Annotated in this window: 20 protein-coding genes and 1 riboswitch; of the genes, 4 read left to right on the top strand and 16 right to left on the bottom strand. The window is 63.2% G+C overall.

The window, feature by feature from the left end:
• The first annotated feature begins 78 nt into the window (after nt 1-78).
• The 3 genes from ribA to ACF8E5_RS21540 are packed head-to-tail and all read left to right on the top strand — an operon-like array spanning nt 79 to nt 1930.
• Nucleotides 79-696: a GTP cyclohydrolase II gene (ribA, locus tag ACF8E5_RS21550; protein WP_023534989.1), complete on the top strand. Its 618-nt coding sequence runs from the start codon at nt 79-81 to the stop codon at nt 694-696.
• Nucleotides 693-1112, top strand: coding sequence for a hypothetical protein (locus ACF8E5_RS21545; protein ID WP_058603975.1), 420 nt, complete (start codon nt 693-695; stop codon nt 1110-1112). The genes ribA and ACF8E5_RS21545 overlap by 4 nt, the downstream gene beginning before the upstream one ends.
• Nucleotides 1112-1930 (top strand): cobalamin-binding protein, encoded by an 819-nt coding sequence (locus tag ACF8E5_RS21540; protein ID WP_392475773.1) that lies wholly within the window; start codon nt 1112-1114, stop codon nt 1928-1930. The genes ACF8E5_RS21545 and ACF8E5_RS21540 overlap by 1 nt, the downstream gene beginning before the upstream one ends.
• Here the strand turns inward: ACF8E5_RS21540 and ACF8E5_RS21535 are convergent.
• From ACF8E5_RS21535 to ACF8E5_RS21500, 8 genes are all read right to left on the bottom strand, one after another.
• Entirely contained in the window at nt 1902-3773 is a 1872-nt protein-coding gene (locus ACF8E5_RS21535) for a TonB-dependent receptor domain-containing protein (RefSeq protein WP_392475772.1), read from the bottom strand. The two genes, ACF8E5_RS21540 and ACF8E5_RS21535, sit on opposite strands and share 29 nt — an antisense overlap.
• A gap of 176 nt (nt 3774-3949) precedes the next feature.
• Complete coding sequence (gene dxs / locus ACF8E5_RS21530; protein ID WP_392475771.1) at nt 3950-5845, bottom strand: 1-deoxy-D-xylulose-5-phosphate synthase; 1896 nt, start codon at nt 5843-5845, stop codon at nt 3950-3952.
• Nucleotides 5846-5963: 118 nt separating this feature from the next.
• The gene (gene ispA / locus ACF8E5_RS21525) at nt 5964-6851 is read right to left on the bottom strand and encodes a (2E,6E)-farnesyl diphosphate synthase (protein ID WP_326383779.1); all 888 of its coding nucleotides are present in this window, start codon (nt 6849-6851) and stop codon (nt 5964-5966) included.
• Nucleotides 6848-7090, bottom strand: a complete 243-nt coding sequence (locus ACF8E5_RS21520; RefSeq protein ID WP_023534977.1) for an exodeoxyribonuclease VII small subunit — start codon at nt 7088-7090, stop codon at nt 6848-6850. The genes ispA and ACF8E5_RS21520 overlap by 4 nt, the downstream gene beginning before the upstream one ends.
• A 125-nt stretch (nt 7091-7215) precedes the next feature.
• Complete coding sequence (ribB, locus tag ACF8E5_RS21515) at nt 7216-7866, bottom strand: 3,4-dihydroxy-2-butanone-4-phosphate synthase (RefSeq protein ID WP_058638664.1); 651 nt, start codon at nt 7864-7866, stop codon at nt 7216-7218.
• A gap of 80 nt (nt 7867-7946) precedes the next feature.
• A riboswitch (FMN riboswitch) is annotated at nt 7947-8088 on the bottom strand.
• A gap of 58 nt (nt 8089-8146) precedes the next feature.
• Nucleotides 8147-9067, bottom strand: a complete 921-nt coding sequence (locus ACF8E5_RS21510; RefSeq protein ID WP_078479186.1) for an alpha/beta hydrolase — start codon at nt 9065-9067, stop codon at nt 8147-8149.
• 80 nt (nt 9068-9147) lie between these two features.
• On the bottom strand, nt 9148-10494 hold the full coding sequence (locus ACF8E5_RS21505) for a sensor histidine kinase (RefSeq protein WP_058638662.1): 1347 nt from the start codon (nt 10492-10494) through the stop codon (nt 9148-9150).
• Nucleotides 10494-11186 carry a response regulator transcription factor gene (locus ACF8E5_RS21500; protein WP_196121736.1) on the bottom strand — a complete coding sequence of 231 codons (693 nt, stop codon included), beginning with the start codon at nt 11184-11186 and terminating at the stop codon, nt 10494-10496. Before ACF8E5_RS21500 ends, ACF8E5_RS21505 begins: the two co-directional genes overlap by 1 nt.
• 182 nt (nt 11187-11368) lie before the next feature.
• Here ACF8E5_RS21500 and ACF8E5_RS21495 point away from each other — a divergent pair, with 182 nt between their 5' ends.
• Nucleotides 11369-13543, top strand: coding sequence for a TonB-dependent siderophore receptor (locus ACF8E5_RS21495; RefSeq protein WP_392475770.1), 2175 nt, complete (start codon nt 11369-11371; stop codon nt 13541-13543).
• A 300-nt stretch (nt 13544-13843) separates the two neighbouring features.
• On the opposite strand, the gene ACF8E5_RS21490 is transcribed toward ACF8E5_RS21495, so the two are convergent.
• The 8 genes from ACF8E5_RS21490 to ACF8E5_RS21455 form a co-directional block, all read right to left on the bottom strand.
• Complete coding sequence (locus tag ACF8E5_RS21490) at nt 13844-14545, bottom strand: helix-turn-helix transcriptional regulator (protein WP_078479185.1); 702 nt, start codon at nt 14543-14545, stop codon at nt 13844-13846.
• Nucleotides 14546-14729: 184 nt separating this feature from the next.
• Nucleotides 14730-15257, bottom strand: a complete 528-nt coding sequence (gene ppa, locus ACF8E5_RS21485) for an inorganic diphosphatase (RefSeq protein WP_023534987.1) — start codon at nt 15255-15257, stop codon at nt 14730-14732.
• 92 nt (nt 15258-15349) lie between these two features.
• On the bottom strand, nt 15350-16165 hold the full coding sequence (locus ACF8E5_RS21480; protein WP_058603986.1) for a zinc-dependent peptidase: 816 nt from the start codon (nt 16163-16165) through the stop codon (nt 15350-15352).
• A 15-nt stretch (nt 16166-16180) separates the two neighbouring features.
• Nucleotides 16181-16828, bottom strand: coding sequence for a DedA family protein (locus tag ACF8E5_RS21475; RefSeq protein WP_058638659.1), 648 nt, complete (start codon nt 16826-16828; stop codon nt 16181-16183).
• A gap of 295 nt (nt 16829-17123) precedes the next feature.
• Nucleotides 17124-17942 (bottom strand): ethanolamine ammonia-lyase subunit EutC, encoded by an 819-nt coding sequence (gene eutC / locus ACF8E5_RS21470; protein ID WP_197844166.1) that lies wholly within the window; start codon nt 17940-17942, stop codon nt 17124-17126.
• A 12-nt stretch (nt 17943-17954) separates the two neighbouring features.
• Complete coding sequence (locus tag ACF8E5_RS21465; protein WP_392475769.1) at nt 17955-19349, bottom strand: ethanolamine ammonia-lyase subunit EutB; 1395 nt, start codon at nt 19347-19349, stop codon at nt 17955-17957.
• 46 nt (nt 19350-19395) lie between these two features.
• Entirely contained in the window at nt 19396-20844 is a 1449-nt protein-coding gene (gene eat / locus ACF8E5_RS21460; RefSeq protein ID WP_058605306.1) for an ethanolamine permease, read from the bottom strand.
• 165 nt (nt 20845-21009) lie between these two features.
• The gene (locus ACF8E5_RS21455) at nt 21010-22530 is read right to left on the bottom strand and encodes an aldehyde dehydrogenase family protein (protein WP_028687655.1); all 1521 of its coding nucleotides are present in this window, start codon (nt 22528-22530) and stop codon (nt 21010-21012) included.
• Nucleotides 22531-22616: the final 86 nt, after the last annotated feature.

The following is a 22616-nucleotide window of genomic DNA, read 5'->3' as shown; positions in this document are numbered from 1 at the left end:
GTATACTGCCGGAGCACTGCTCGTAAGCTGCTGATACAATCGGTCCATTGAAATTCCCACTTATCCCAGGAGCACAACGTGCCCGTCGTCTTTGTTGCAGCCTCTAAACTCCCGACGCCTTTCGCGACTTTCACCATGCACGGCTTTCTGGATGAAGCCACCGGCCGCGAGCACGTGGTGCTCAGCCTGGGTGATATCGCCGATGGGCAGCCGGTATTGGGGCGCCTGCATTCCGAGTGCCTGACCGGCGACGCCTTGTTCAGTCAACGCTGTGATTGCGGGTCGCAACTCGAAGCTGCCCTCCAGGCGATCGCCCGAGAAGGCCGTGGCGTGCTGCTTTACCTGCGCCAGGAAGGCCGTGGCATTGGCCTGCTGAACAAGATCCGCGCCTATGAACTGCAGGACGGCGGGGCGGACACGGTCGAAGCCAATGAGCGCCTCGGGTTTGCCGCCGACCAACGCGACTACGCCATCTGCCTGCCAATGCTCGAGCACCTGGGAGTCAAGGCGTTGCGCTTGATGACCAACAACCCGCGCAAGGTCAAGGCCCTGACCGACATGGATATCGTGGTGGCCGAGCGTGTGCCGCTGCATACCGGGCACAACCCGCACAACAGCCATTACCTGGCGACCAAGGCCGGCAAGCTGGGCCATATGCTGGGCAACGAACACCAGGGCGAGGTGCCCCAGGCGTGACCCGTGCCGAGGTCAAGCGGCGTCTTGCCCTGGCCTGGTGGCAATACCTGGCGGTGGGCCTCGTGCCGCTGCCGGTCATGGCCTGGGCCTTTGGCGGTGGCGAGGCGATGATTCCCATGTTGGCCATGCCGCTGTTCATCGCTGGCGCAGCCACATTGTTTCTCACCTTGCCGCGCTTCGGGGCCTACAAGCGCGCGCTGATTGCCACCTCCAAGGCCCTCGGTACCGAAGCCGAGCCTGCTGCGTGGATCGAACTGGCTCGCGTGCGGCGCCTGGCCATGACCTATGCCTGCTTCCCCGCCTGGGTAGCCGCGGTGTCGGTGCTGGTAGGGCTGGAGACCGTCCCGCAGGTGCTGCTGGCCTTGTCCACCGTGGTGTTGCTGTACCTGTACCGCCTGCCGCCTCAGCTCGGCTGATGCGCCGGCTCATTGCGGGGCTGGCGCTTCTGGCCTGTAGCCTGGCGAGCGCTGGGCCAGTGCGCGTCGTCAGCCTGGCGCCGTCGATGACGGACATCATGCTCGAACTTCAGGCAGGCGATCTGCTGGTGGGGGTGCTCGATGGGGGGGAACGGCCCCCTGCGCTGCGAGCGCTACCCTCGGTGGGGCGCTACGGCCAGCTGGATATGGAGCGCTTGCTCAGTCTGCGCCCTGATTTGCTCTTGCTGTGGCCGGGCAGCGTACCCCCTGCGCAGCGCGACCAGCTCAAGCGTCTAAGCATCCCTACTTTCAGCGCAGAGCCCCGCGGCATCGAACAGTTGATTGGCCAGATCGAAGAAATTGCCGAGCACGTGGGCCGCGCTGATCAAGGGCGCCGCTACGCTCACGCCTTGCGAGCACGATTGAACGCACTGCGCCAGCAATACCGCCGTGACAGACCTCTGCAGGTCTTCTACCAAGTCTGGGATCGCCCTTTGTACACCCTGGGTGGGCAACAAGTGATCAGCGATGCACTCGCCGTCTGTGGTGCGCGGAATGTCTTTGCGGATTTGAACCCGGCAGCGCCACAGGTGAGCGTGGAGTCGGTCATCGCCCGCGACCCCGACATCATCCTGGCTGCCGATGTGCAACAGTTGGCCAGCTGGAAGGCCTGGCCGATGCTGCGCGCGGTGGCGCAGGACGGGTTGCTGGTGGTACCGGACAACGGCATCGAGCGCCCCAGTGGGCAGATGATCGAAGCGACGGCTCGCCTGTGCGAACTGCTAGCTGCTAGAGCGCCGGTGTCCAGGTCACGCTGAACAACAACGTGCGCCCTTCTTCCCGATAGGCGTGGGGGTTGCCCTCGTAGCTGTACAGGGCGCGGCTGTAGCCACGGTCGAACAGGTTGTCCAGCTTCGCCTCCACCGTCAGCGCCTCGGTGGCTGCCCAACTGCCGCGCAGCCCCAGCAGCCCGTACCCACCCAAACGGCTGCGGTTGCCTTCATCGTCGTAGCTGCTGCTGACGGCTTGCACACTGGCACCGACGCCGAAGGGACCCACACGGCGGTCCAGGTCCAGGCTCAGGGTGCGGCGTGCCCGTCGGGCCAATGTATGGCCACTGTCGCGGTCTCGGGGGTCGATCATCGCCAGGCCCAGCTGGCTGCTCCAGTCGCCCCACTGCTGGGCCAGGGCCAGCTCTACACCGTCGACGCGCGCCGAGGCCACGTTGCGGGGAATAGCATCCTGGCCGAACACGATCGCATCGCGCAGGTCGGTGCGGTACAAGGAAGCCTCCAGGCGGGTGTCGGAAGACAGCTGGCTGCGCCACTGCACTTCATGGGTTCTAGAATGCTCGGGGTCCAGGTCAGGGTTGCTGAACTGCGGGTAGTACAGGTCGTTGAACGTAGGTGCCCGGAAACCTTCGCTATAGGACAGCACTACATCATTGCGATCATCCAGCGCAACGGTCACGCTGCCACTCCAGGTGGTATGGGTGCCGAATTGCTCGTTGCGGTCCTGGCGTACGCCCACTTCAGTGGAAAACAGCGTGCCTTGGTAGCGGTGCTGAAGAAACACCGCCCGGTTCCAACGGCAGTCCTTTTCGAAGTCGGTACTGGCGTGCACCCGGTCCTGATACCAGTCGGCACCGGCGAGCAGGCTGTGCCGGTCGTCCAGCGCCAAGTCGTTCTGCCACGTCATCTGGTCGCGGTAGGTGTTGAACACAAAGCGTTCACTGCTCAACATGTCGCGCTTGTCGTCACGGTTTTCGCTGTGCGCTACCTCCAGCCGCGTGTGCCAGTTGTCGTTGGGCTGGGCGTCGAGGTAACTGCCCAGGCTGGCGATACTGAAGTCGGTGTAAGGCTGCTGGCCGACGCTTTCGTAGGTGACAGGGTCGAAGCCGCCGAATGGGTTGTCGTATTGACTGCGGCCCTGATTGTGCAGCAGGTTCATGCCGACTTCCACGCGCTCGCCGAGCGTCTGGCTCAGGCTGAAGTTGAGCGATTTGTTACGGTAAGCGTCATGGTCGGCGTCGCTGCCGAACGACGGTCCTGTTGAATCGATGCCTGCCGTTTCGTCCAGGCTTGCGCCCAGGTTGAAGCGCGTTGAGCCGTCGGCGCCCGACACACCCAGGCTGCGCTGGAAGGTTTTTCGGCTACCGGCGGCCAGACGCACACGCGGGTGCAGGCCATCTCCGACGCTGCGCCGGGTGAACACCTGGATGACCCCGCCAATGGCATCGCTGCCATACACCGCCGACCGGGAGCCGCGAAGCACTTCGACACGCTCGATCTGGTCGACGTTGAGAAACTGCAGGCCGCTGTCGCCTGAGGTCGCGTTGGCGATGCGTACACCATCGACCAACACCAGCGTTTGCGCAGTCTTCGTGCCGCGAATGAAAAGGCCTGGCAAGCTGCCGCGTCCGCCGGTCGGTGCCACCTGCACGCCCGGCACGCGGCTGAGCAGGTCCATGACGCTGCTCGGCTGCAGGCGGTCGATATCGGTCCGGGTGAACACGGTGTTCGCAGCACTGGTGGCGGTGCGCGACTCTACCTGGCGGCTGGCGCTGATGAGCACATCAGGCAGTTTAAGGGCTTCGTCGCGTTCGGACGCCAGCAGGGGCAGAGGAAGGCAAAGCAGGGTGGCGAGGGTCGGGTTTTTCACGGGCGGTACACGTCTGCGAAGTCTGCGCACTCCAACACGACGGGGCCCAGCGGAGAAAGGCCCTTGCCCTCAGAGTCGCCATGAACGAAGAAAAAGCCGGCAATCACCGACCTCGTTGGGTAAATGAATGCCGGCTCGTTTGGCTGAGCAACAGGGCTGCAGCGCAGCCCTGCACATCAAAGCCTCAGCTTGACCATGCGGGCTTTGACGCTCGCTTCGATGCCCGCTGCATCCAGCCCGCACTCTGCCAGCATCTGCGCAGGCTTGGCGTGTTCGACATAGAGGTCCGGCAAGCCCAGGTGCAGCAACGGCTTGACCACCGCCTCCCTGGCCAGGCACTCGCCTACGGCAGCACCGGCACCGCCCATGATGGCGTTCTCCTCGATGGTCACCAGCAGTTCGTGGCTACCTGCCATTTCCAGCACCAGGGATTCATCCAGAGGCTTGACGAAGCGCATGTCGACGACCGTGGCATTGATCTGTTCGGCCACCTGCAGGGCTTCGGGCAACTGTACGCCAAAGACCAACAGCGCGACCTTTTCACCCCGGCGACGCACCACGCCCTTGCCAATCTCCAGCGGTTCCAACCCCTCGTCGACAGCCGCGCCAGGGCCTGTACCGCGCGGATAGCGCACGGCAGCCGGGCCATTGTACAGGTGGCCGGTGCTGAGCATTCTGCGCAGCTCGCTTTCGTCGCTGGGCGTCATCACCAGCATGCCAGGGATGCAGCGCAGGTAGGACAGGTCATAGCTGCCGGCATGGGTCGGGCCGTCTTCACCCACCAGACCGGCGCGGTCGATGGCGAACAGCACGTCCAGGTTCTGCACGGCCACGTCATGAATCAACTGGTCGTAGGCCCTCTGCAGGAAGGTCGAGTAGATGGCCACCACCGGCTTGCTACCTTCGCAAGCCATGCCCGCCGCGAGGGTGACGGCATGCTGTTCGGCAATCGCCACGTCGAAGTAGCGTTCAGGGTAGCGCTCGCTGAACGCCACCAGGTCGGAGCCTTCCTTCATGGCCGGCGTGATGCCGACAAGGCGATCGTCGGCAGCGGCCATGTCGCAGAGCCACTGGCCGAACACGGCGGAATACTTCGGTCCGCTGGTCTGTTTCGGCGCAACCGGCTTGTCCACGGGCTCGAGCTTGGTGATGGCGTGGTAGCCGATCGGGTCGATCTCGGCCGGGGCGAACCCCTTGCCCTTTTTGGTCACCACGTGCAGGAACTGCGGACCCTTGAGGTCGCGCATGTTGCGCAGGGTGGCGATCATCGTGGGCAGGTCGTGACCATCGATGGGGCCGATGTAGTTCCAGCCCAGCTCTTCGAACAGCGTGCCGGGGACCAGCATGCCCTTGGCATACTCTTCGGTACGCCGCGCTATTTCCCACGCACCTGGCAGGCGCGACAGCACTTTCTTGCTGCCTTCGCGCATGCTGGTGTAGGTGCGGCTGGAGAGGATCTTGGCCAGGTAGTTGGACAAGCCCCCTACATTGCGCGAAATCGACATGTCGTTGTCGTTGAGGATCACCAGCATATCGGCGTTGACTTCCTGGGCGTGGTTCAACGCCTCGAAGGCCATGCCCGCCGTGAGTGCGCCGTCGCCGATGACCGCAATGGACTTGCGAGCGCTGTTTTGCAGGCGCGCCGCAATGGCCATGCCCAGTGCCGCGCTGATCGATGTGCTGGAGTGACCGACGCCGAAGGTGTCGTACACGCTTTCGCTGCGGCGCGGGAAGGCGGCTACGCCGTCTTTCTGGCGCAGGCTGAGCATGCGGTTGCGGCGCCCGGTCAGAATCTTGTGCGGGTAGGCCTGGTGACCCACGTCCCATACCAGCCGGTCATCGGGGGTATCGAAGACGTAGTGCAGGGCGATGGTCAGCTCGATGACGCCCAGGCCGGCACCGAAGTGCCCACCGGTCTGGCCCACGGTATACAGAAGCTCCTGGCGCAACTCGTCGGCCAGGGTCTCCAGGTCGGCTTCGGCCAGGCGGCGCAAGCCATCTGGCGTGTCAGCGCGGTCGAGCAGCGGCGTGACCGGGCGTTCGCGGGGGATCTCTTGAAACGTCGTGGGCATCAGGCGAGTCGTTATAGGTGTATTAAGACGCGGCAGTTTACCCCATTGTAGGAAAAGCTGCCCATTCAGACGGGTGACGCGCGGGCGGCTTCGCAGCCATCGCGCGGTACTCACCAGGTCAGTTGCGGCGTTCGACGATATAGCGCGCCAGGGCTCGCAGTGGTTCGGCCTTTTCGTCGAACCTTTCCAATGCGACCAGTGCCTGGTCGCGCAGTTCGATCGCGTAGGCCTTGGCCGCCTCCATGCCCAGCAGGGCAGGGTAAGTCGGCTTGTCGCGGGCGATGTCGGCGCCCTGGCGTTTACCCAGTGTAGCCGTATCGCTTTCCACATCCAGGATGTCGTCCTGAACCTGGAAGGCCAGGCCAATGGCCTGCGCATACACCTGCAAGGCATCGAGCTGCGTCTGGTCGGCACGGGCACTGGCCAGCCCACCCAGGCGGACGCTGGCTTCGATCAGGGCACCGGTCTTGTGCCGGTGCATGAACGCCAAGGCCTGCTGGTCCAGCTTCATGCCCACCGAACCCAGGTCGATGGCTTGCCCGCCCACCATGCCAGCGGGACCGGCGGCCGTGGCCAGGGCCTGTACCATGGCCAGGCGAAGTGCGTCGGTCTGAGGGCTCAGGTGGGGGGCGAGCAATGCGTTGAAGGCCAGGCTTTGCAGGCCGTCACCGGCCAGAATGGCGCAGGCCTCGTCGAACGCCTTGTGTGTGGTCGGCTGGCCGCGACGCAGGTCGTCGTCGTCCATGGCCGGCAAGTCGTCATGGACCAGCGAGTAAGCGTGGATGAGCTCAACTGCGCAAGCGGCGCCGTTGGCGTGCTCCGCCGGAGCGCCCAAGGCCTCGCAGGCCGCGTAGACCAGCAGCGGGCGTACGCGCTTGCCGCCGTTCATCACGCTGTAGCGCATGGCGGCATACAGGCGCTCGAGTTCGGGAGTGGGGGCGATGAACAACGGCTCGAGTGCGCCATCGACACGGGCCTGGCAGGCGGACTGATAGGCACCGATCATGCCTCGGGCTCCACGTCGAAGGGTTGGGCGGTCAGTTCGCCATCGCGCTCCAGCAGCACCTGCACCTTCTGTTCGGCCTGAGCCAAGGCACCTTGGCAATCACGCGTCAGGGCAATGCCTTGTTCGAAAGCGGCAAGCGAGTCCTCCAGGGACAACTCGCCGTTCTCCAGGCGCTCGACCAGTGCCTGCAACTCGGCAAGGGATTGCTCGAAATCAAGGGAAGCTTTTTTGCGGGCCATGGCGGCAGTCTCGGCGGTAGTCTGAACGCCGCGACACTAGCAGAGCAGGGCGGGGTGAGCAAACCGCCATTAGCACGGCAGCGCCGGGTTGGCGCCGCCGTCCAGGCCTTGGATGGCCAGGTCGATCAGATCGCCGGAGCCGTTTGCGCCTGCAGCGCCAGACGATACTGCGCCAACTCATCGATGGTCAGCGTGGGCAGGTTGTACTGGCGCGCATAGACGGCCACTTCCTCGCCGCGAGCCATCGTGCCATCAGGGTTCATCAATTCGCACAAGACCGCTGCCGGCCGCAGCCCGGCCAGGCGCGCCAGGTCAACCGACCCTTCGGTGTGGCCGCGACGCGTGAGCACACCGCCATTGCGCGCGCGCAGCGGAAAAACATGCCCAGGGCTGACAATATGCCGTTGCTCGGCCGAAGAGCGCAGTGCAGCGGCGATCGTGGTGACCCGGTCCTGGGCGCTTACGCCAGTGGTGATGCCCTCGGCAGCTTCGATGGTGACCGTGAACCCGGTGCCGTGGCGGGCCTGGTTGTTCTGGACCATGGGTGCCAGTTGCAGCTCATCGACCGTTGCCTCGTCCAGGCACAGGCAGACGATGCCGCTGCAATCGCGGATCATCATGGCCATGGTCTGCAACGAAATGTTCTCGGCAGCGGCGATGATGTCCGCTTCATCTTCACGGTCGTCATCGTCAAGCAGCAGCACGGGGCGGCCGGCCTTGAACGCGGCGATGGCGGCAGTGACATTGGGAAAGTGCACAGGGTGCAAAGTAGACATGAAACGCTCCTCGTAAGTGATCGATGAACGTCTCGGGGCGAGCAAAATGCGTGCGCAGGGGTGCCCATGGGGCCCCTGCCTGACGCCTTCTTTCATCCGGACTATGACCGTCGGCCCTGGAATCTCACCAGGTCTGCTGACCTCCGGCACAGCCGGAGCGCTCGCGGGCTCATCTTTCGATTTACCGCCGGTGGGGACTTTCACCCCGCCCTGAAGACCGGGCAAGCATACCGCACCCGGTGCCTGGGTTGGCAACCCGCCGTCATGATCGGGGCCGCTGTCAGCGGCTGGACGAGGTGCCCTGCGGTGCTGCTTTGCTCAGGCTATCGATCAGCCAGTGCAGCGATGCCGGAAGCATCGGCCCATGCCCGAGGCCGTCGAACTGCTTGAAGGACACCTGCACGCCGTTGACCTGGGCCAGGCTGGCGGCGAGGCTCCGTGCCGTCTGATCGGCGTGGGGCTGGGCCGGTTCGCGGGGGCTGGCCGGCTCCAGTACGCCGCGCATCAACAGCACGCGTGGCTGGGCATCCCCCAACTGCGACGGCAGGCCTGCCGCTTCGTGCAGGATCGCGCCGTCGTGCCACCACAACGAGGGGCTGGCCGCCGCATAGACGGCGAATGACTTGGGCCGGGTGAAGAGGGCATGAAGCACGGCCAGGCCGCCATAGGAGTGTCCCCACAGGGTCTGCTGCCGGAGATCGATGCTCACCAGCGCTGCCAGCCTCGGGCGCATGCGCGTCTCCAGCAGGTCGAGAAACGCATCCACCCCGCCGCTGGGCTGCCCGGTGAGAGGGTCGCGCTGCTCGGTCTTCCCGGCAAGCGCCGGCGTGTAGTCGTAGGTTCGGCTGGCTCTGTCGATGCGCTGGTGGGTCTGGTAACCCACGGCGACCAGTACGGGGGCCTGGCCGGCGGCCAAGGCGTCGAGGCGTTGCCGGTCCAGGGCGCCCAGGGCTGCGTTGCCGTCCAGCATCCATAACACCGGGTAGCCGGTTGCGGGGGCGGCGCGCTTGGGCAGCCCTACCCATAGTCGGTAGTGACGCGCGCCGTCTGCCGAGTCAAGGTCCAGTTGGGTGAATCGGTAGGCCAGGTCCTTGCGTGCCAGCAGCGTCGTATTCATCGGCTGGTCATGCTCAGGCTGGGCCGTGGCGGCACCGGTCACAAGGGCCAGCGCAAACGCCAGGCCCCGGATCATTCTGTTCATCAGGCATCTCTTCACGGCATTGCAGGCACTGCAACTCAAGCAGCCAGATGATAGTCAGCCTCCAACACGCGTAAAGTGCCTTAACTTTCTAAACCGTTGGCGCTGGCCGGCAGGGTCAGGTGCAGGTGCAAGCCTGGGTGAGCATTGCAGGCCCAGAGTCGGCCACCCTGCAATTGCACGGCGCGCCGGGCGATGGCCAGGCCCAGTCCAAAGCCTGCGCCGCTGGCGCTCAGCCGCTGGTAGGGTTGAAAGATACGCTCAAGCGCTGCCTCGGGCACGCCGGGGCCTTGATCGCGCACGCACAAGTGCCAATGCGCGCCTTCGCGCCAGCCCTCCAGGCAGACGGTTCCATCGGGCGGAGAGTGTCGGATGGCGTTTCGCAGCAGGTTCTCCAGCGCCTGGGCCACACTGTCCAGGTGCACCTGGACCACGCAGTCCTGCCCGAGCGTGCATGGCAGGCGCGCGAGGCTCCAGCCACTTTCGAAGCAGATGTCCTGGCACAGCGCCTCCCACAGCGATGTCATCAGGACCGGCTCGGTGGCCAGGACGGGCTGTTCGGTGTCCATCCAGGCCAGGTCGAGGGTGTCTTCCAGCAGTTTCTGCATATGGCTGGTTTCATAATCCATGCGCGCGCGTAGCTGGGCGGCAGGCAAGTTGCTGTCATGGGCAATACGCAGGCGTGCCAGCGGCGTGCGCAATTCGTGGGACAGTGTGCGCAATAGCAGCCGCTGCTGTTCCAGGCTCTGGCGCAAGCGATTGGCCATGTGATCGAAGGCCTGCGCCAGCTCGCCCAGCTCATCGCGCCGGTCTTGCAGGGGCAGGCCTGGGCTGTCCAGGTCATTGGCCCGCAGCGCGTCGGCGCGGTCACGCAGGCGGTTCAACGGGGCGACAAGGTGACGGTACAGTGCCAGCCCCATCAGCAGGGCCAGCAACGCCGGCGCCACGCCGTGGGTGACCAGGTGAGTCCAGGGTGTCAGCCCGGTGGGCAGTAGCCGCTCGGGCAGTTGCATGACCAGGCGCCCGTGTTCGGGGTGGCGCGGGAAGGCAATGCTGACGTAAGGCAGTTCGCCTTGCAGGCGGCGGCTCATGGGCCAGTTCAGCTTGCGCATGAAGGTCAGGTGACCTGCCTCCTCGGCTGTGAGCGGTGTGGTGCCCAGGCTTTGCAGGTAAGGGCCGACGACCGCTGCCCAGGTGTCCTCGGTCATTTGCACCTGCTTGCGCCAGGTCTCGACGCCCATGGCTCCCCCTTGCTCCCAGGCGAGCTCGGCCTGCCGGGCATAGCGCGCCAGGTAGTCCTGGTCGGCCTGGGCCAGGAAATAGGTGCTGCGCTCCACCGTCAGGCCCCAGGTCCAGATCAACCAGGTGAGCAGCAGGCAGAAGCTGACCTGCAGCAGGGCCAGCTTCCACAGCAGCGGATGTCGCCGCATCAGGCCGGGCTCTGCACGACCAGGACATAGCCCTGGCCACGCACAGCCTGGATGAGCAGATGCTGTATGCCGATGTCCGCCAGCTTGCGGCGCACGTTGCACACATGCACATCCAGGCCTCGATCCAGGCGCGTGTAGCCACGGTGCAGGACGGTCTGGTACAGGAAAGGCTTGCTCAGCGGCTCCCCGGCATGGGCGTGCAGGGTGATCAACAAGCGGAACTCCGAGCCAGTCAACCCAGCCGGCAGGCCGTTATGCATGACGTCCTGTGCAGTGTGATCAAATACGGGCTCATCAGTACGCGTCGCCACGGGCGGCGTGCTGTGGAAGGCGACCCGACGCAACAGTGCATCGACCCGTGCATCCAGTTCCGCCAGACTGAAGGGCTTGGGCAGGTAATCGTCGGCACCCCGGGTAAATCCGGTGATGCGGTCCTGCTCGGCACCCAATGCCGACATGAGAATCACCGGTACTGCCTGCTTGCGCCGCAGGGCATCGAGCAGGCTCAGCCCGTCGAGACCTGGCAGCATGATATCCAGCAGCGCCAGGTCGAATACGCATCGGTGGGCATCGGCCAGCGCCGCGTCGCCCGTCGCGCATGCTTGTACCTCGAAGCCACGGTCGATGAAATGGCGGTAAAGGTCGTGGCGTAAGCGTGGGTCGTCTTCGACCAGCAGCAGGGAGGTGGGCACGGCGAGCCTTGAATGAGAATTTATATCAGTTGCAAATCATCCCACCGGACTCGACCCTAGGCAATGGCCCAATGTGTTAAGAAGGTTAATGCTGCTGCATGCCCTGTACCTGCTCCGGTATCGTTCGCAAAAAGCAATATGTTTCGTTTGCGAATTACTATCATATGGGCAAAGGGTGCGGCATGAACGTTTTCAGTGGGGCAGGGCGCGCGCGACGCGTGCGGGGATGGCTGGTGGCGGGGCTGGTAGCGCCGTTTTCACTTACGGCATTGGCGCAAGACGTAGCCATGGTGGTGAACGCTGACGATCCCCTCGACCTGCCGGCATTGACCATCGAGGGCAATCGGCTGTACGACATGCTGCCCTCCGAGGCCACTGGCGGATACAGCGTGGACGCCGCCACCGTGGGCACCAAGACGCCAGCGGCCTTGAAGGACATCCCACAGTCGATCACCGTCTATACCCAGGATTACGTCAAGGATCGGCAGTTCGTCCACCTCGATGACCTGGCCAAATACACGGCCGGCCTGCGTACCCTGACCAACGACAGTGGTCGGTCATCGATCTACGCCCGTGGCTATGAGTACAGCGAATTCAACATTGACGGCCTGCCAGCACCGATGGCGAGCATCTTCGGGACCGTGCCATCGCTTGTGGCATTCGACCGTGTCGAGATCATGCGTGGCCCGGCCGGGCTGTTCAGCAGCACCAGCGAACTGGGCGGTATCGTCAACATGGTGCGCAAGCGGCCCACGGCCGACTTTCAGGGGCATGTCGAGGGCTACTACGGTACCTGGGATACCAATCACCAGGAACTGGACCTGAGCGGGCCGCTGGACGAAAACGGGCGGGTGCGTGGGCGCTTCATCGCCTCGCGCGACGACACCAATGGCGAAGTCGATTACAACGCCAACACCAGCAACAGCTACTACGGCGCGCTGGATGTCGACCTGGACGAGGCCACTACCCTGTCGTTCGGCCTGATCCACGAGGTCAAGAACATTACGCCGCACAATGGTTACCCGGCAACGTTGGACGGCAAGGTGCCTGACTTCAGCCATTCCCGTTTTCTGGGCGCAGACTGGAACGCGTTCGACGGCAAGACCACCGACCTGGTCGCTGAGCTGACCCATCGTTTCGACAACGGTGGCTATGGCCGCATCGCTGCACGCGGATCGCACCGCGATACCAACTATCTCTACGCGTTCACGGCCACAAACCCCATGACGGGCAAAAACTCCGAACGCGCCAGTGCGCGCGATTTCACCCAGGACACCTACGCGGTCGATGCCAGCTACAGCCAGCCCTTCGAGACCTTTGGCCAGGTCAGTGAGTTCGTCGTCGGCAGCGATTACAAGAACTACGACACCGAGTACCTGAACGGGGCCACGACGCTGGGCAACATCAACGTCAACACTTACTCACCCAAGCAGTTCACCAAACCCGCTGCGAACTACACGACCGAGACGGGCATGCAGGAAGAGGAATACGGCTTGTATTCCAAGGTCACCTTCCGCCCGGTCGAGCGCCTGGCGTTGATCGCCGGCGGGCGGTTCAGTTGGTACCGTGGTGATTTCTACACCACGACCCTCAAGACCGGTGTCACTGCGGACGATAGCAAGCAGGTCGATGGTCATTTCACACCCTATACCGGTGCGGTCTACGACCTGTCCGAAAACCATGCGCTGTATGCCAGCTATTCGCAGGTGTTCAAGCCGCAGTCGGCGACCGATGGCGACGGCCGAGTACTCAAGCCACGTGAAGGCGAGCAGTACGAAGTGGGTATCAAGAGCAGCTATTTTGGCGGCGCACTCAATACGCGCCTGTCGGCATTTCGCCTGACCGACGAAAACCGCGCCACCACCCGTTACGACAGCGAAGGCGTCGCGACCAAGGACTCGGTAGCTGCCGGCAAGACACGGGTCAAGGGGGCAGAAGTGGAAGTCAGCGGCAAGCTGACCGATAACTGGGAGCTGCTGGGCGGTTACACCTGGATGGATACCGAAACCGTGAAGGGCGATGCCGAAACCACGTTCTTCATCATGCCGCGCCACCAGGCGTCGCTGTGGAGCAAATACACCATCAGCCAAGGCGCGCTCACCGGGCTGGCCATCGGTGGCGGCGTCTCGGCGATGAGCAATTTCCACTCGGAAAACGGCGGGGTACGCATTGATGCGCCAGGTTATGCCACCGTGGATGCCATGCTTTCCTACCCGGTGACCTCCAAACTGACTGCCACCGTCAACGTCAACAACCTGTTCGATCGCGATTACCTGTCGCGGGTGGGTTCGACATCCACGTTCAACTTCTACGGCCCGTCGCGCAGCGTGCTGGTGGGTGCGCGTTACGATTTCTAAAGGCGTGTGCTAAAGGACAATTCGGCGGCGCCTATAGGGTCTCGCCGCTTTGTTCTGGCTGAAAGACAGGCATTAAAAAGCCGGCTTGTGGCCGGCTTCTCGGGGACGCTTCCGACTAATTTATGGTAAGCCGCAATCGCCTTAACGGTGTGGCCAAAAGAGGCCTGGAAAGAGATGGCTGATGCCCGTATGGGGTATCGCCGAGCCCTCTGGACTGCGGCTTGCGCCGGTCGGGGCTGATGTGCGCGTAGCATACAAGGGCACGCACCTGATGCCCAGCAAAAAATGGCACAGGGTGTTTCAACCGGGTCGTTGCCGGCGAAAATGCGACCAGTGATAGACCCACCCCAAGATCTCCAGCCCTTGCGCCTGGCGCTGGCTGGGGGTCAAGCGCTCGACGGCGTAGTTGTGCCGGTCATGACTATGCAGGTAAAGCGTGCCGTGCTCGCCCATGGTCAGGTTATGCACGCGCAACGCGCCATTGATCAGCAGGGCATAGGTTTCGCCCTCGACGATCTGGGTCATGCTCATGTCGATGGCCAGGGTCGCTTCGACGGGGATCAAAGGTGCCATGTTGCCGCCTGGCATGGCCATGCAGATGGACGTGTCGTGTTTGACGCCCAGCATTCGCAGGGCGTTGGCAGGCAGGCGCAGGGCACGCCCTGACACCTTGCACAGCAGGCCATTGCGCACCTCGTGGAACGGCACGTGTACCACGCGCCCGCGATGAACGGCACGCGGAATGGGGGCGTCTATCGGCACCGGGCGTGGCGGACAGGTGCGCAGGATGGCATTGGGATGTTTGGCGCCTTCGCCGGTGCGCAGCCAGCGACGGTGCACGCAGAACAGGTCGGCGAGCTCGTCCAGGCGAGCCAGCGGGACCCCGCGATTGAACCAGTTGTTGACGTGCTGAGGCGTCACGCCGCGCTGGGCTGCGAAGTTTGCAGGGGTCAGGCCGCATTCTTGAAGAAGGGCTCTTAAACGTTCACCAGATGTGTTCATGGAGAAAGTGTAGCGGCACGGTGCCACCAAAGGTATGAACAGGATGTTGATGCGCGGAAGGGGAGATGTAGGAGCAGTCAGACGCGGGTGTAGGACGTTGTAGAACGCTTAAGCCGAGATTGGCTGTGAAGCCTATCGCGCGCCAAAAAAAACCCGCCGAAGCGGGTTTTTCATGCAATCAGGATCAGCCTTTGTAGGCTTCGACCGATTTAGTGATCGCAGCGCGGGCGGCGTCGGCGCCGTCCCAGCCTTCGATCTTGACCCACTTGCCCTTTTCGAGATCTTTGTAGTTGGCAAAGAAATGCTCGATCTGCTGGATCAGCAGGGCAGGCAGGTCGGTGTATTCCTTCACGTCCACGTACAGCTGCGACAGCTTGTCGTGGGGCACTGCGATGACCTTGGCGTCGCCGCCGCCATCGTCGGTCATGTTCAAGACACCTACCGGACGGGCGCGGATGACCGAACCTGGGGCCACTGGGTAAGGGGTAACCACCAGCACGTCCAGCGGATCACCGTCGTCAGCCAGGGTGTTGGGGATAAAGCCGTAGTTGGCCGGGTAGAACATAGGGGTGGCCATGAAACGGTCGACGAACAGCGTGTCGCTGTCCTTGTCGATCTCGTATTTGATCGGCGCGTGGTTGGCCGGGATCTCGATGGCGACGTAGATGTCGTTCGGCAGGTCTTTGCCCGCCGGAATCTTGCTATAGCTCATTGGGCAGTGCCCCCGTGTTTGACCAAAAAAGTGGCGGCGATTATAGGCATATTCCGGCGGGGCATGCCACGTCTGGCCCAATGGACCGGGCGCTACACGGGGGGATGGCGATAGTCGGGATGCTCGCGTTGCAACCGGGCCAGGCGTGCAAGCGGGTTCTGCCGGTAGAACAGCGACAGTTGCTGGTAGACCTCGGGGTAGGCCTGATGCAGCAAGTCGGGGGCGCTGAAGAAGTACTCGCTGGTCACGGCGAAGAACTCGGCGGGGTTTTCGGCGGCATAGGGGTCAATCGGCGTTTCGGCTTCCGGATCCAGGTCGAGTTGTCGGTTGAGGTCGTCGAAGGCCTGTTGCATGGCGTTCGCCCAGCGTTGCACAGCCATGTCGCTGTGCAGGGGAGGCAGGCCATTGGCATCGCCGTTGAGCATGTCCAGCTTGTGCGCCAGCTCATGGATGACCAGGTTGTAGGCTTCCCAGCCGCCACTGCCGAACACGCCATTGCAGGCCAGGATGATCGGGCCCTGCTGCCAGGCCTCGCCACTGTGTTCGCCGTCCCAGGCGTGCTCCACGCCGCTGGCGTCCCGGTGGCGCTGCGGGCTTTTGAAATCGTCGGGGTAGAGGATGATTTCGTGAAAGCCCTGATACCAGTTCAGGTCACCCAGGTGCAGTAACGGCAGCTGAGCTTGTGCCGCCAGCACCAGGCGTTGCTCATCGTCGAGCTCGACGCCTGGCAGGCACGTCAGGTGCTTTTCGTTCAGGAACAGGATGCTGGCCTCGCGCAACCATTGGTCCTCGGCGTCGTCGATACCGTCCAGTATGGGCAAGCGCTCGCGTACGGCTTGCCATTGCTGGACGCTGATCGGGAAGCGCGCCAACGTGCGCTTACGCCGCCAGGCGCTGAACGACCACATGCCCGATCAGGCGCCTCAGTGCGCCTTGGCCGTGCGACCCAGGCGGGTGCGCAGCAGGCCGAGAATCATCGGGACCAGCGACAGCAGGATGATACCCACCACCATCAGCGACAGGTGCTGCTTGATGAACGGCACATTGCCGAAGAAGTACCCCAGCGTGACCAGGCCGCCTACCCAGAGCAACGTGCCGGCAATACTGAAACCGAGAAAGCGCGGGTAGTGCATGCGGGCAATACCAGCCACAAACGGCGCGAACGTGCGCAGGATGGGCAGAAAACGCGCCATGGTGACCGTCTTGCCGCCGTGACGCTCATAGAAGTCGTGGGTGCGCTGCAGGTAGTCGCGGCGGAAAATCTTGGAGTTCGGGTTATTGAACAGGCGCTCGCCGGCCGTTCGCCCGATCACGTAGTTGGTGCTGTCGCCCAGGATGGCGGCAATCATCAGCAACCCGGCCAGCAGGACAGGGTCCATGCCGCCGCCCGCAGCGACTGCACCGGCGATGAACAGCAGGGAATCACCTGGCAGGAAAGGCATCACCACCAGCCCGGTTTCACAAAAAATCACAGCAAACAAAATGGCATAGATCCAGGGCCCGTAATTGGTGACCAACAGATCAAGGTATGCATCGAGATGGAGGATGAGGTCCAGCGGGTTGAAATCCATGTACAGCACCTGTGGTCTGGGTCGAAGGCTCGGTGACCTGGAGGAGTGAAATTTCACACATGACAAGTGGGCCATTATACGGCGAAGTCAGGATCACGCCCGCAGACTTTGTAGCGGGGGGTTACGGCAGTAGGAAGGCGTGAGCTGCGTTGTAGTACGGCCGACAGACACTGAGGTCGTGGACATCGTTCATCGTCCATGCTCGCCGCACGGAGGATACGGCGAGCGTGTTCAGTGGCCCGCCTGTAGCGCGCAGCAGGGCAGCCGGTGCAGCACCACCCTCCTACGCAGGTGCTCAGCCCTTGCCCAGAAGAAAGTTATCTTTCTGGCTGGCCAGTTCGTCACTTTCCAGGCTGTGAACTTCAGCCTCATCCTTAAGGTTCACGCCTGACAGCTGGCGCAGACAGGCTTCCCGCATCAGGTACAGCAGCCGATGCGCGGCCATGCCATAGCTCAACCCCTCCAGGCGCACATTGGAAATGCAGTTGCGGTAGGCGTCGGTCAGCCCGACCCTCGGGGCGTAGGTGAAATAAAGCCCCAGGCTGTCCGGCGAACTGAGCCCTGGCCGCTCACCGATCAGCATCACGGTCATGCGAGCGCCGAGCAGCTCGCCCACCTCATCTGCCACCGCCACGCGTCCTTGCTGGACCAACGTTATGGGCGCGCAAGTCCAGCCTTCGGCGTTGACCTGCTCCTCAAGGCGGGTCAGAAACGGGAGCGTATGACGGTGTACCGCCAAGGCGGAGAGTCCGTCGGCCACCACGATTGCCAGGTCGACCCCGCCTGGGTTGGCCTGGGCATGCTGGCGCAAGGTGGCGACCGAATCCTCGTTCAGACGCCGGCCCAGATCGGGCCGCTGCAGGTATTGATGACGGTCGCTTGCGGCGCTGTGTAACACCAGGCTATCGCGCCCCCGTTGATCGAGCTGTGCCGTCAGTTCAGTCACGTCGAAGGGCAGGTGCACGGCGTCCCGAGCCTGGGCATGGGCGAACTGGAAGTCCAGTTGCGCACTGGTCGGAAGGCTGGTGCCCACGCGCCCCAGGGCGATACGGGCGGGGGTCAGGTTGCGCAGGGCCAGCCAGGGGTTTTCGGGGGTGGGGGTACGGTTGTCCATGATCGGCGATTCCTATGCAAGCTGTGCCAGGGCCTGCCGGAAGGCTGGCGGCAGGTTGTCACCAAAGCGTATCCGGCCGTCGGCCTGGGTGAAGATGCCGGTGCGCGCCAGCCATGCTTCGAACTCAGGCCCAGGCTTGAGGCCCAGGGTTTGGCGGGCATACAGGGCGTCATGGAACGAGGTGGTCTGGTAGTTGAGCATGATGTCGTCCGAGCCGGGGATACCCATGATGAAGTTGATCCCGGCGACCCCCAGCAGCGTCAGCAGCGTGTCCATGTCGTCCTGGTCGGCTTCGGCATGGTTGGTGTAGCAGATATCGCAGCCCATTGGCACGCCCAGCAGCTTGCCGCAGAAGTGGTCTTCAAGGCCCGCACGGATGATCTGCTTGCCGTTGTACAGGTACTCCGGACCAATGAAACCGACCACGGTATTGACCAGGAACGGCTTGAAGTGGCGTGCGACGGCATAGGCGCGGGTCTCGCACGTCTGTTGGTCGACACCATGATGAGCGTTGGCCGACAGCGCACTGCCTTGGCCGGTTTCGAAATACATCAGGTTCTGCCCCAAGGTGCCGCGCTTGAGCGATAGCCCTGCTTCGTACCCCTCCTGCAACACGTTCAGGTTGATGCCGAACCCCGCATTGGCCGCCTCGGTGCCGGCGATGGACTGGAAGACCAGGTCCAGGGGTACGCCCCGGTTGATCGCCTCGATCGAGGTGGTGACATGGGTGAGCACGCAGGACTGGGTCGGAATGTCGTAGCGCTGGATGATGGCATCGAGCATTTCCAGCAGCGCACAGATGGAAGCGGTGCTGTCCGTGGCTGGGTTGATGCCGATCATGGCATCGCCGTTGCCATACAGCAGGCCGTCGAGAATGCTCGCCGCGATACCGGCCGGTTCGTCGGTGGGGTGGTTGGGCTGCAGTCGGGTCGACAGGCGCCCGCGCAGGCCCATGGTGCCGCGAAACTGGGTAACGACGCGGATCTTCTGGGCCACCAGCACCAGGTCCTGGATGCGCATGATCTTCGACACGGCGGCGGCCATTTCCGGCGTCAGCCCCGGCGCCAATGCGCGCAGGCTGTCTTCATCGGCCTGCTCGCTCAACAGCCAGTCACGCAAGCCACCCACGGTCAGGTGACTGACCGGTGCGAACGCCTGTGCATCGTGGGTATCGATGATCAAGCGGGTGACTTCGTCGCTTTCGTAGGGGATCAGTGCTTCGCCCAGAAAATGCGACAGCGGAATATTGGCCAATGCCATTTGCGCAGCCACGCGCTCGCCATCGCTTGAAGCCGCGACCTCGGCGAGGTAGTCGCCGGAGCGTGCGGGGCTGGCCTTGGCCATCACCTCCCTGAGGCTGTCGAAGCGATAGACCAGGTTGCCCACGGTGTGTACGAAATTTGCCATGCAGATTCTCCAAGGCCGCGGGGTGGCCCGCGGCGAGTGTCGTCGATCAGTGCAAGGCCTCTTCGGCCTTCTGGATCGCGGCGAATTCCTCTTCTGGCGTGCCCGCTACCAGGTGGTGACGGCTGTAGAAAGCAAAGTACGCAATCAGCACCGCATAGATCACGGCAGCACCGATCACCACGCGTGGGTCGACCAGGAAGCCGGCGACCACAGCGATACAGGCCAGCACCAGGGCCAGGCCCGAGGTGAAGATGCCGCCTGGGGTACGGTAAGGGCGCTCCATTTTCGGGCGACGGATGCGCAGGGTGATATGCGCCGCCATCATCAGTACATAAGACAAGGTAGCCCCGAACACGGCAACCAGGATGAGCAAGTCGCCTTGACCTGTCAGCGACAGGGCAAAACCGATGATGCCCGGAATCACCAACGCCATGACCGGCGCCTTGCTCTTGTTGGTCTCGGACAGCTTGCGCGGCAGGTAGCCGGCCCGCGACAGCGCGAAGATCTGGCGCGAGTAGGCATAGATGATCGAGAAGAAGCTGGCGATCAGGCCTGCCAGGCCCACCAGGTTGACGAAGCTGCCCATCCAGGTGGAACCGCCGTAAGCCTTGGCCAGCGCCTCGACCAGGGGGTTACCGGAGGCCTTGAGTGCTTCGGAGCCTGCACCGCCGGGGCCGACGATCAGGATCAGCAGGGCGAACGCCACCAGCACCAGCATCGCGCCAATCAGGCCGCGTGGCAGGTCGCGCTTGGGGTTCTTGGTTTCTTCGGCGGCCAATGGCACGCCCTCAACCGCCAGGAAGAACCAGATCGCATAGGGGATGGCTGCCCACACGCCTACATAGCCGAACGGCAGGAAGCTGCTGGCCCCTGCGGCATCGGTGACGGCGATGTCGAACAGGTTGGCTGCATCAAAATGGGGCACCATGGCCACCAGGAACACGGCCAGTGCAACGGCGGCGATGGCGGTGATGATGAACATCAGCTTGAGCGCCTCGCCCACGCCAAAGATGTGGATGCCGATGAACACCACGTAGAACGCCAGGTAGATCATCCAACCGCCGATGCCGAACAACGATTGGCAATAGGCGCCAATGAAGGTGGCGATGGCCGCCGGCGCGATGGCGTACTCGATCAGGATGGCGGTGCCGGTCAGGAACCCGCCCCAGGGCCCGAAGGCGCTGCGGGCGAACCCGTAGCCACCGCCGGCAGTAGGGATCATCGACGACAGTTCGGCCAGGGAGAAGCACATGCACAGGTACATGGTGGCCATCAGCAGGGTGGCGAGGAACATGCCGCCCCAACCGCCTTGGGCCAGGCCGAAGTTCCAGCCGGCGTAGTCGCCGGAGATGACGTAGGCAACGCCCAGGCCGACCAGAAGCACCCAGCCGGCGGCGCCTTTCTTGAGTTCACGTTGTTGGAAATAGTCTGAACCGACTTTCTCGAAATCTACGGAAGAGCCTGCCGGGCTACCGGCTGGGTGTTCGCTTGGCATGGTTTCACCTGTTCTTTTTCTTGATGGCCGCAAGGAGTTCGGGCCGCTGGTGATCTGTACTGCAGGAAGCGAGCCAGAGCGGTTGGTGCATGACAACCGCCCTGGACAAAGGGCCAGTCAACGCCGGCCTTTGCATCGTGACCGGCGAAAAGACCGGCGCAGGGCTTAGAAGAAGCCCAGCGGGTTGATGTCGTAGCTCACCAGCAGGTTCTTGGTCTGCTGGTAGTGATCGAGCATCATCTTGTGGGTTTCACGGCCTACACCGGACTTTTTGTAACCACCGAAGGCCGCGTGCGCCGGGTAAAGGTGATAGCAGTTGGTCCAGACACGCCCGGCCTTGATGCCGCGGCCCATGCGGTAGGCACGGTTGATGTCGCGGGTCCAGACCCCGGCGCCCAGGCCGAACTCGGTATCGTTGGCAATGGCCAGGGCTTCGGCCTCGTCCTTGAAGGTGGTGACGCTCACCACAGGCCCGAAGATTTCCTCCTGGAACACCCGCATCTTGTTGTTGCCCTTGAGCAGGGTCGGCTGGATGTAGTAACCGGTGGCCAGCGCGCCTTCGAGTTTCTCGACCTTGCCCCCGGTCAGCAGCTCGGCGCCTTCCTGCTGGGCGATCTCGAGGTAGGACAGGATCTTTTCGAATTGCTGTTGCGAGGCCTGCGCACCGACCATGGTGTCGGTGTCCAGCGGGTCGCCGCGCTTGATCTGCAGCACCTTCTTCATCACCACTTCCATGAACTGCGGATAGATCGACTCCTGTACCAGCGCACGGGATGGGCAGGTGCACACTTCGCCCTGGTTGAAGAAGGCCAGGACCATGCCTTCGGCAGCCTTGTCGATGAAGCTCGGTTCGGCCTGCATGATGTCTTCGAAGTACACGTTCGGCGATTTGCCGCCCAGTTCCACCGTCGACGGGATGATGTTCTCGGCCGCGCACTTCATGATGTGCGAACCCACGGGCGTGGAACCTGTGAAGGCAATTTTGGCGATGCGCTTGCTGGTGGCCAGCGCCTCGCCCGCTTCACGGCCGTAGCCCTGCACCACGTTCAGCACGCCCTTGGGCAGCAGGTCGCCGATCAGCTCCACCAGCACGGTAATGCCAAGGGGCGTCTGTTCGGCGGGCTTGAGCACCACGCAGTTGCCTGCTGCCAGCGCTGGCGCGAGCTTCCAGGCGGCCATCAGGATCGGGAAGTTCCACGGGATGATCTGGCCCACCACGCCTAGCGGCTCATGGATATGGTAGGCAACGGTGTTTTCGTTGATTTCCGCAGCGCCGCCTTCCTGGGCGCGGATGCATCCGGCGAAGTAGCGGAAGTGATCGACCGCCAGCGGGATGTCGGCATTGAGGGTTTCTCGCACGGGCTTGCCGTTGTCCCAGGTTTCGGTGATGGCCAGGACCTCGAGGTTCTGCTCGATACGGTCGGCAATGCGCAGCAACACGTTGGAGCGGTCCTGGACGGACGTGCGGCCCCAGGCATCGGCAGCGGCATGGGCAGCGTCCAGGGCTTTGTCGATGTCTTCGGCGGTGGAACGGGGGAATTCGGCAATCGGTTGCCCGTCCACGGGCGATGTGTTGGTGAAGTACTCACCCTTTACCGGAGGAACGAACTCACCACCGATGTAGTTGCCGTAGCGGCTCTTGAAGGAAACCTTAGCGCCTTCGGTACCGGGATGTGCATAACGCATGGTGTGTCTCCTGGCTATTGTGTTTGTGTGGAGTGCAAAGCGTAGAGCAAAGGTTGGGCCATCGTTTTGCACTTCAATGAAATCAA

It is taken from the genome of Pseudomonas sp. WSY_20, from assembly GCF_043104335.1.
In the GTDB taxonomy this organism is placed as follows: domain Bacteria; phylum Pseudomonadota; class Gammaproteobacteria; order Pseudomonadales; family Pseudomonadaceae; genus Aquipseudomonas; species Aquipseudomonas parafulva_B.
Note: the sequence above shows the minus strand (reverse complement) of the source record. Positions and strands in the feature narration are given on the sequence as shown.

Bases quoted from the DNA above. Each gene is read 5' to 3' on its own strand.
- ACF8E5_RS21465 (WP_392475769.1), bottom strand. From the start codon at position 19,349: ATGGCAAATTTCGTACACACCGTGGGCAACCTGGTCTATCGCTTCGAC.
- ppa (WP_023534987.1), bottom strand. From the start codon at position 15,257: ATGAGCTATAGCAAGATTCCGGCGGGCAAAGACCTGCCGAACGACATC.
- eat (WP_058605306.1), bottom strand. From the start codon at position 20,844: ATGCCAAGCGAACACCCAGCCGGTAGCCCGGCAGGCTCTTCCGTAGAT.
- dxs (WP_392475771.1), bottom strand. From the start codon at position 5,845: ATGCCCACGACGTTTCAAGAGATCCCCCGCGAACGCCCGGTCACGCCG.
- ACF8E5_RS21510 (WP_078479186.1), bottom strand. From the start codon at position 9,067: ATGAACAGAATGATCCGGGGCCTGGCGTTTGCGCTGGCCCTTGTGACC.
- ACF8E5_RS21505 (WP_058638662.1), bottom strand. From the start codon at position 10,494: ATGCGGCGACATCCGCTGCTGTGGAAGCTGGCCCTGCTGCAGGTCAGC.
- ACF8E5_RS21480 (WP_058603986.1), bottom strand. From the start codon at position 16,165: ATGTGGTCGTTCAGCGCCTGGCGGCGTAAGCGCACGTTGGCGCGCTTC.
- eutC (WP_197844166.1), bottom strand. From the start codon at position 17,942: ATGGACAACCGTACCCCCACCCCCGAAAACCCCTGGCTGGCCCTGCGC.
- ACF8E5_RS21455 (WP_028687655.1), bottom strand. From the start codon at position 22,530: ATGCGTTATGCACATCCCGGTACCGAAGGCGCTAAGGTTTCCTTCAAG.
- ribB (WP_058638664.1), bottom strand. From the start codon at position 7,866: ATGTCTACTTTGCACCCTGTGCACTTTCCCAATGTCACTGCCGCCATC.
- ACF8E5_RS21520 (WP_023534977.1), bottom strand. From the start codon at position 7,090: ATGGCCCGCAAAAAAGCTTCCCTTGATTTCGAGCAATCCCTTGCCGAG.
- ACF8E5_RS21495 (WP_392475770.1), top strand. From the start codon at position 11,369: ATGAACGTTTTCAGTGGGGCAGGGCGCGCGCGACGCGTGCGGGGATGG.
- ACF8E5_RS21540 (WP_392475773.1), top strand. From the start codon at position 1,112: ATGCGCCGGCTCATTGCGGGGCTGGCGCTTCTGGCCTGTAGCCTGGCG.
- ACF8E5_RS21475 (WP_058638659.1), bottom strand. From the start codon at position 16,828: ATGGATTTCAACCCGCTGGACCTCATCCTCCATCTCGATGCATACCTT.
- ispA (WP_326383779.1), bottom strand. From the start codon at position 6,851: ATGATCGGTGCCTATCAGTCCGCCTGCCAGGCCCGTGTCGATGGCGCA.
- ACF8E5_RS21490 (WP_078479185.1), bottom strand. From the start codon at position 14,545: ATGAACACATCTGGTGAACGTTTAAGAGCCCTTCTTCAAGAATGCGGC.